Origin of the sequence: Mesorhizobium sp. M1409 (genome assembly GCF_040317535.1) — a bacterium.
In the GTDB taxonomy this organism is placed as follows: Bacteria; Pseudomonadota; Alphaproteobacteria; order Rhizobiales; family Rhizobiaceae; genus Mesorhizobium.
Genome location: NZ_JAMYKV010000102.1, coordinates 1 through 8,841 on the forward strand (window position 1 = coordinate 1; position 8,841 = coordinate 8,841).

An 8,841-nucleotide genomic window follows, 5' to 3' on the forward strand; every position below is an offset into this window, starting at 1 on the left:
GCTCGACACCAAATCTTCTCAGACAGGGGCCTCCTCAGGCCAGACCCGCGCATCAGCTACCGCGGCAGCGGTTTAGTTCAATCACAAACCAGCTTCTTTGGGAATCCTACGATTCTCTCAAGAGATGAAACGCTCTAGCTGCTGCAAAGGACTTGATACGATTAAGAGCTATCGATGCTGGTCGCTGATTTGGCGGTCGGTACAGGAGAAGCGGTGGCAGCCGATGCATTGAAAGAACCGGCACCAAGCAAGCTATATCCTCCTTTGATGGCAATCGGAGCACCCTTACGACTTTGGAACATGCGAAAGGAGTGCAGGACGAGAGCTTTGGAAACTAATTTTCCTGCTCTTGGGCCGCAATCTCTCGCAACCATTCTCTTAAAAGTTCGGCAGCAGGCGACAGCTTTCGGCTGTCGTTCCAGGTGAGGTAATATCCCCCCGGGGCAGGCAGTTCGAGGTCCGTGATCCGGACCAATTTGCCCTCTTCTATCAGCGGGAGCACCAGCCGGTGCCAACCTACGGCAATGCCTTGGTCGGCTTGAGCGGCCTGTAGTGTCACGGAAAACTTGCCAAATCTTCGGCCACGAGGGGTTCCGTGAGGGATACCGGCGCGTCGGAACACCTCGTCCCACCCAGTCCAATCCGGATCAACCCAGTTGACGTGTAGGAGGGGAAGCTCCGGCAGCGATTCTGCTGTGGCATCCCGGTGCTGCTGGGCAAAGCCGGGCCCGCACACGGGATAGATCAAATCATCGAATAGCAGTTCGGTGCTTTCATCCGGCCATGACCCATATCCGTAGCGGATTCGCAACTCGACCTCTGAGCGCCTGTAGTCACGCGAATTGTCGGAAATGAGGTGGTCGACCGCGATTTCGGGATGCCGATTCCAAAAACCCGGCATGCGCGGTATCAGCCACATCGATGCGATGCCATCTGAGCAGGCGATCGTGACGTTCTTGGAGCGATCACCTTTCTTGATGCTTCTGACGACCTCGGACGCCCTGGAAAAACCGCTTGCCAGGACAGCATAGAGATCCTCGCCAGCGCTGGTGAGCATGACGCCGGTTCCAAGCCGTACGAAGAGAGGAACGCCAATCTCGTCCTCAATTGCCTTGATCTGCCGGCTGACGGCCCCCGGCGTCACATTGAGCTCGGAAGCCGCAAACTTGAACGAAAGATGCCTTGCAGAAGCCTCGAACACTGCAAGGGCGGTCAGGGACGGGAGCTCATAGTAGCGACGAACCATAGAAAACTGCAACCTAACTGGCCGCCCCGAAAACCAGACAGCGCTTTAGTCAACACCGGGGTGAGACTTTTGCATTAGGCCAAATCCCTTGGATTAAGCAATAGTCACGCTGAGGGCGCTCACACAATGCCCCGCTTTCTTTAGTAATTTTGGAGACCAGCATGACTGCTGAAGCGAGAGCTTCTCGAAGAGGCGGCCGGGACGCGCGGCGAACAATTCGCACAGCGCCCAACGTCGAAATGCTGCCAACGCTCAAACGCGGATTGCCCGTGGTTGAACCCATGGATGCCGAGCAAGTCGAGCGAATGCACGAAGCGTCTCTGGCCATCCTGGAAGAGGTCGGTGTGGTGTTCCGGGATCCGATCGCGCTTGAAGATTGGCGCCGGGCAGGCGCAGACGTTCGCGGCGAACGGGTCCATCTAGACCGCGGTTTGGTCATGGAATTTATCAAGACCATTCCGCCAGAGATTGACTATTTTGCGCGCGACCCTGCCAAAAACGTCGAATTGGGAGGCCCGAAGTCTATCTTCGTACCGATGACCGGCGCTCCCTATATGCGCGATCTTGACGACGTTCGACGTGGTCCAACGATTGCCGATCTCGGCACGTTCCACAAACTCGCGCATATGATGCCCGCACTCCATTCCTCAGCGCATCACATCGTCGAGCCGATGGACATTGTGGTGGCGCACAGGCATTTGCACATCACTTATTCGTCCATGAAATATTCCGACAAGACGTTCATGGGCATGACCACGTCGCCGAAAAACGCCGAAGACGCTCTCGACATGTGCGATATCCTTTTCGGACCGGGCTTCCTGGAAACTCATGCGGTCACTACCGGGAACTGCAACGGCAATTCGCCGCTGGTGTGGGACCAAGTGATGCTTGGCGCCATGCGAGCCTTCTGCCGGCGTAACCAGCCGGTGCTTTGCTCGCCCTTCGTACTCGGCGGCGCCAATACGCCGGCGTCCACCGCTGCCGCGGTCGCCCAGCTCAACGCGGAAGCTCTTTCAGCCCTTGCTTATACCCAGGTTGTGCGAAAAGGCTGCCCGGCGATCTACGGACATTATCTGTCAACGGTATCGATGCAGTCTGGGGCGCCGATGGCAGGAACGCCCGAGATCTCGTTGATGAACTTCATGATCGGGCAGATGGCCCGACGATACAATATTCCGTGGCGCACTTCTAACTTGCTCGGCGGCGCGAAAGTGTTCGACGCTCAGGCCGGCTACGAGAGCGCCATGACGATGATGGCCGTGCTGATGTCGGGGGCCAACTATATCTGGCATTCGGCAGGCTGGAACGAAGCCGGAATGCATTGCTCAATCGCCAAATTCGTTGTCGACGCGGAGGTCTGTGATATGGGCTATCGCATGACCCAGGGCATCCAGTGGGATGATTTCGACGAAGCTCTTGCAGCGATCCGTGATGTTGGACCTGGCGGCCACTACTTTGGCCACCCGCACACCCAAGCCAACTTTGAACGCGCATTTTTCATACCAAAGCTGTTCGATAACAACTCGATTGAGCAGTGGAAAGCCAATGGCTCGAAGGACATAAAGCAACGCGCCCTCGAACACGCCAGACATCTTTTGGGAGAATACCAAGAGCCCAAGCTGGACCAGGCTAAGGATGAAGAATTGCAAGCATACATCGAACGCCGCTCGCGCGAGATTCCAGCGGTCGATGCGCTAAATTACGAATATTAAGGCCTGCCATGCGGATCGAGACCATCAACGTATATAAATGCTTGCTTCCGGTGAAGGGCGGTAGCAGCTACCGAATGGCGAGCAGCAGTGTGCAACAGCTTGACAGCACCCTGCTTGAAATCGTGACCGACAATGGCTTCAAGGGATGGGGAGAGACCTGCCCGATAGGTCCGGTTTATCAACCCCATCATACACTTGGCGCCCGCGCAGCAATTGCCGAGATCGCCCCCGGCTTGATTGGCCAACAGGTGGCCTCGATCCGCCATCTCTTAAAGACGATGGACGAACGGTTGAACGGCCACGGCTATGCCAAGGCAGCTTTCGACATTGCATTGCTGGATCTGCTCGGCCAGCATCTCGGCGTGCCTGTGTCGACGCTGCTCGGCGGCGCGCTCACGGATCGAGTACCTTCGTACTACTCGACCATCGTTGGCACTCCAGAGGAAACCGCTCGCATTGCTGCCGACAAGGTCAAATCAGGATATCCGCGCCTGCAGATTAAGATTGGGGGGCTGAATCTCGAACAGGATGTCGCAACGGTCCACAAGGTGTGGGAAGCCGTCGGGCACCGAGCGAGAATTGCCGTCGACGGCAACCGCGGCCTGACCATAGACGCCGCCATCCATCTCGATCGCCTTTGCCAGTCCGTCCCCTTCGTGTTCGAGCAGCCCTGCAACACCATGGAAGAGGTCGCGAGTCTCAAGAGCAGGGTTACCCATCCTATATTTCTCGATGAAAACACCGAGGACTTAAACGCGGTCCTTCGCGCTATATCCTCGGGCATCGCTGATGGGTTTGGGCTGAAGGTCACGCGTCTTGGAGGTCTCACGAAGATGACCACTGTTCGAGACATGTGTGCGATCCGATCTCTTCCGCACACTTGCGATGACGCGTGGGGCGGCGATGTTATCGCAGCAGCTTGCGTCCATCTCGCCTCGACAGTCGAACCACGGCGGTTTGAAGGCGCGTGGATTGCCCAGGAGTATATCGATGGGCACTATGATCCCGAGAACTCAATAGTGATTAGAGATGGGCATATCGCGGTGCCCCAGCGGCCCGGACTTGGTGTTCAGCCGGAGGCGAAGACGTTGGGCGCACCGATTGCAACATACGGGCGCTGATGAACGCTCCGGCCACAATCCAGGCGATGAAGCCCACAGGGCGGCCGGTCGACCTGTCGCTCGGTCAACCGCTTAATATCGCCATTCTGGTGCTGCCAGGGTTCTCGCACCTTGCGCTTCACGCTTATCTCGAGCCGTTTCGGATAGCGAATGTGCTAGCCAATGCCTCTTTGTTTCGTTGGCAAATTGCAGGGCTAGGCAACAACGCCGTTTACGGTGCGAACAACATCGCAATTTCTGTCGACGTCACCACTGAGGCCTTGAGCGCGACCAATGTGCACCTCAACCAGCTTGTAATCATCGCGGGCGAGCAGGTTGAACATCAACATACGCCTCAGTTGCACGCGTTCCTGCGACGCATGGCGAGGCAGGGCATTTTCATATCGGCACTGGGCACGGCTACGTGGCTGCTGGCCGAAACTGGTCTACTGGCTGATACGCCTTGTACAATCCATTGGTCGAGACTTGCTGCTTTTTCCGAGGTGTTCCGCAAGCCGCGCATAAGAGAAACACTTTTTGTAAAAGATGGACAATATTCCACCTGTGCCGGTGAACTGGCAGCTTTCGACCTGGCCGTAGACCTTATTGCCAGCCAAGCCGGCGCAACTATCGCGCAAGAAGTATGCCGACATGCAATTGTCGACGGACAGCGCTCCGGCTCAAACCGCCAGACCGCCCCATCCGGACTTTCGTACGCCAACGTCAGCGAAAAGCTTGTTGTCGCCGTTCAGACCATGGAAGCAAATCTTGATAACCCGCTCTCAATGGATGTGGTGGCAAAGCGCGCCGGTCTCTCAAGGCGCCAACTCGAACGACTTTTTCTCGCACACGTTGGTGTTTCGCCAGCCAAGCATTATCTGAAAATGAGACTCGATCACGCCAAAAGGCTGATCGAGGGCACACGGATGCCGTTGATAGACGTTGCCATTGCGTGCGGCTTCATTTCCTCATCACATTTTTCGAAATGTTTCAAAGCCGTCCATGGCAAGACTCCCCAGCAATGCCGTGCGGAAGTGCCGGCTTGGGTAGGACCGGGTTTAGGTTGACGGCCAGGTCTTCGTTCGCATTCTCCGTGGATCGGTTTCAGTCCACCGTGATAACCCACCCTGCAGATGTCGATACTTCCTGGCACAGGCCTTTGCGACTGGAAGAAATCGCGCGCACGCCATTTGTTCGCGGCATTGTGAAGCCTTCGTCGCGCCCCTCACCAGCCCGGGCTTGTGCGACGCGAAGCTGCCAACACAGCTTGCGCACGCACCAAAAAACTCAACTGCCCGATAAGTTTTTTTCCCGACCAATTTTAGGTTCGGGGTGATAAAACGGTCTTTAGGGAAGAGGCTTCTCAGACCTCCCTGTGCTGTTCGTTTCATGATCCACTCATCAGCTCCAAGGACGTGGGGTGTCCGACGATGATGGAGCGCTTTGGGTGGATAGCCACACAGTCCGGACGAGATCTGACGAGAAACCAATAAAATCGCAACGGGAGTAGAAACCTATGAAGTCGCTATTTCGCTATATCCTAATGGGCTCCGTCTTCTGCTCGCCGACGGCCTTTGCCGGCGAGAAAGTAACGCCAGCGTGGGATGGCATAACCGAGAACCTGATGCAGACTTACATCGTCGATGAGGGCTTAAGGCAGCTCGGATATGACGTCACAGATCCCGTCCAGCTTCAGATTCAGCTGGCATACGTTGCAGTTGCAAAAGGAGATGCAACTTTCTTTGCGGCCTATGCCGAGCCAATACATGACCAATACATAAAAGAAAACGGCGGCGAGGCTGTCTTAACGCGTCTCGGACATATTTCGGCCGACAATATACAGGGCTATCTGATCGATAAAAAGACAGCGGATGCGACGGGTATCAAGTATATAGAGGACCTCAAGGACCCAGAGAAAGCGAAGCTTTTCGATATCGACGGCAATGGCAAAGCCGATCTTTATGGGTGCGAGCCGGGTTGGGGGTGCGAGTTAATTATTGAGCACCACCTCGACGCATACGGACTACGAGATACTGTTGAAGAAAAGCAGGGCGGCTATTTCGCGATCATACCGGACGCAATCGAACGTATTAAAGAAGGAAAGCCGACGCTTTATTACACGTGGACCCCGCTCTGGGTGTCCAGCATATTAGTGCCTGGGAAAGACGTCGCTTTTCTCAACGTGAAGAAGACGGACCTGCCCAAGGGCCAGACAGCCAGCACCACAATCCCCGGTCTAGGAAATCTTGGATTTCCGATGATCCAGCAACGGATTGTCGCAGCCACGTCGTTCGTTAAAGATAATCCATCCGCTAAGAAATTTTTCGAGCTTGTTGCAATCCCCATGGACGACCTGAACGCGGAAAATCTACGAATTTACAAAGGCGAGAACTCCAATGAACAGATTAATCAGCGCGCTTTGGAGTGGATCTCTGCAAACAAAGCCAAGTGGGACGACTGGATTGCTCAAGCGAAGGCTGCACACTGACAGCTAGTGGATGGAATCGAACGCTTGGTGCCCGCCGTCTCACGGCAGCAATGATCTTTAGGGGCCGGTAGGCCCAAGCGAACGATTGGATGCATGCCAATGCAAAATGACCTCGCACGGTGGCGTCTCCCCAAGCAAAATCGAGGAGTCACCTCGGGCGCAGTGCCTTTCATTCGATCGTTGACCTCCAGCCTGCCTTCAGCCGGATCCTCACCGCGGAAGGCTCCGAGCTATTTACCTATAACGACTGCTCGGACACGAGCATGCCGCCAGCGGCAGCCGGCGCCAAGCGTTTATTCCCTACACTAGCTATGGGCCTCGCGACCCCGTAGTGAAGATGCCGCAGGAGAAATGCAATTGATTGATAACAGCCTTTTGGATCAAGTGGTTATTTTAACGGGCGCGGCCGGTGGCATTGGCAGCGCTATCGCTCGAACTTTTCATCGGCTAGGCGCTCGAATGCTGTTAGCTGACTATGATGAGCAAAGCGTATCGAGATTGGCGTTGTCCCTAGATCCGACTGGCGAGCAGATCCTATCAATAGCATACGATGCGAGCAAACCTTCGGATGCAGACGCCGTTGTAGCCAAATGCATAGATCGTTTCGGCCACATCGACCATGTCGTTCCGGCAGCAGCGATTTTTGAAGATCAACCATTTGCCACCATGACAGACGCGCAGTGGCGACGAACAATGTCAATAAACCTTGACGGAGTGTTCTACATCTGTAGGCGATCCATCCCTCATATCAGGTCGGGGGGAACAATCGTAACCATCGCCTCGTCAGCGGCTCATGAAGGTTGCTCGCCCGAGCACGTTCACTACGGGGCTTCGAAAGGCGGGGTCCTTGCTTTTACAAAATCGCTCGCGCGGGAGCTTTCTCCGGACATACGGGTCAACAATGTATCGCCCGGGACCATAGACACTCCAATGGTGGCCGAGCTCCTGCGCCGGAGTGGAGACAAGTGGCTATCTATCATACCCGCAGGCCGCTTCGGTACAGGTGACGAGGTCGGCAATGCGGTAGCGTTCCTTTGCAGCAACGCTTCGAGCTATATCATGGGCCAAACCATTCACGTAAATGGCGGTTCATATATGGGTGGCTAGAGGGTCGGGCACTCAGGTCGAATCGCTTGGGATTCCGCTGATGTTGGGTTTGTGATTCACTTCCCTATGGAGCAGATCTGCCATGCCCAAGCCCTAATCGTTCGATTTGCCTGAACATGTGGTGTGGTTTGTCGAGGCTGGTCACTCACGGCATGCGGCGGCGGGACATTTCGGGCCGGCTTCGTTCGTCGTGGTCCTTATGGGAAAACTATCGAAAGACCGAGAGCCTGGCGCCCATGGCCAGCTGTTGCGTCGCCACTCCGAGCTCGACCCCCATCATGCGTTCCTGCTTGGCTGTGTGGCCGAGAAGGATGACATCACCATGCCTTGCTGGCGGCCGAACAGCGATCTCGCGCCGGCTCATCAGGAACGGATACCGCTTCAAGAAAACGCTGCTGGCCAGCGCACACGATCGGCGATGCAGGCGTGGCAGACCAGGCGCCAGCCGCGGAAGTGGCTTGAGCCGCGCCGGCTGGTGTTCATCGACGAAACCGGAACCACTACGAAGATGACCGCGTGGGCGGCCGTTGCCTGAAGGGTCAACGGCTGCGCTCAACGGTACCGTTCGGACATTGGAAGACGCAAACCTTCATCGCCGGGCTGCGCCGTCATTGACTCGCGGCCCCGTCGCCATCGACACGTCGATGAACCGGCGCATCGTCAAAACCTACGTCGAAACGCAACGCTCCGGCGCTAGAAAAGGCGATGTGGCCTCCTCATGTTGCTATCCACAAGAGCCCTGCCGCCGAGAAGGTGATACGAGCCAGGGTGCATGGCTGCTATTCCTGCTCTGCCTTAGCCCAAATCTCAACCCCGATCGAAATGCCTTTCAAGCCCAAGGCGCATCTGCGCGCAAAGGACACCAGGACTATCGACACCCTGTGCAGGCCATTGGCCATATCTGGAATCTTCTCCAACAGAATGCAGAAACTGCTCCAGTGCCGCGCGGTTATGGACTCACTCGATACGCTCTAAGCGGTTGCCATTCCCTCTATTGTTGGTCGATGTGCTCGTCCCCCAGGGTAACTGGCTGTTGTCGAGAGGGCTTCGACGACAGCCAGCGGTTGCTACCAACAGGTGAAGCCTCCATCTACGAACAGGATCGTTCCCGTCATATAGCTTGATGCGTCGCTCGCCAGAAAATGGACCGCAGATGCGATCTCATGAGGCTGGCCGAAGCGGGCCATC

At 56.0% G+C, this 8,841-nt stretch carries 8 protein-coding genes; 6 read left to right on the forward strand and 2 right to left on the reverse strand.

Annotation, left to right across the window (positions count from 1 at the left end; genetic code table 11):
- Positions 1-334 precede the first annotated feature (334 nt).
- Positions 335-1,246 (reverse strand): LysR substrate-binding domain-containing protein, encoded by a 912-nt coding sequence (locus NKG99_RS34775; protein WP_352873932.1) that lies wholly within the window; start codon positions 1,244-1,246, stop codon positions 335-337.
- A gap of 161 nt (positions 1,247-1,407) precedes the next feature.
- Between NKG99_RS34775 and NKG99_RS34780 the strand changes: the two genes are divergently transcribed.
- From NKG99_RS34780 to NKG99_RS34805, 6 genes are all read left to right on the forward strand, one after another.
- Positions 1,408-2,958, forward strand: coding sequence for a trimethylamine methyltransferase family protein (locus NKG99_RS34780; RefSeq protein ID WP_352873933.1), 1,551 nt, complete (start codon positions 1,408-1,410; stop codon positions 2,956-2,958).
- 8 nt (positions 2,959-2,966) lie between these two features.
- Positions 2,967-4,079 (forward strand): mandelate racemase/muconate lactonizing enzyme family protein, encoded by a 1,113-nt coding sequence (locus NKG99_RS34785; RefSeq protein ID WP_352873935.1) that lies wholly within the window; start codon positions 2,967-2,969, stop codon positions 4,077-4,079.
- Positions 4,079-5,125, forward strand: coding sequence for a GlxA family transcriptional regulator (locus NKG99_RS34790; protein WP_352873937.1), 1,047 nt, complete (start codon positions 4,079-4,081; stop codon positions 5,123-5,125). The genes NKG99_RS34785 and NKG99_RS34790 overlap by 1 nt, the downstream gene beginning before the upstream one ends.
- Positions 5,126-5,574: 449 nt before the next feature.
- Complete coding sequence (proX, locus tag NKG99_RS34795; protein ID WP_352873939.1) at positions 5,575-6,546, forward strand: glycine betaine/L-proline ABC transporter substrate-binding protein ProX; 972 nt, start codon at positions 5,575-5,577, stop codon at positions 6,544-6,546.
- Between the two features lie 351 nt (positions 6,547-6,897).
- Entirely contained in the window at positions 6,898-7,653 is a 756-nt protein-coding gene (locus NKG99_RS34800) for an SDR family NAD(P)-dependent oxidoreductase (RefSeq protein WP_352873941.1), read from the forward strand.
- Between the two features lie 121 nt (positions 7,654-7,774).
- Entirely contained in the window at positions 7,775-8,188 is a 414-nt protein-coding gene (locus tag NKG99_RS34805) for a hypothetical protein (RefSeq protein WP_352873943.1), read from the forward strand.
- Between the two features lie 532 nt (positions 8,189-8,720).
- Here the strand turns inward: NKG99_RS34805 and NKG99_RS34810 are convergent.
- A partial coding sequence (locus tag NKG99_RS34810; protein WP_352873945.1) for an SDR family oxidoreductase occupies positions 8,721-8,841 on the reverse strand: 121 nt, incomplete at its 5' end.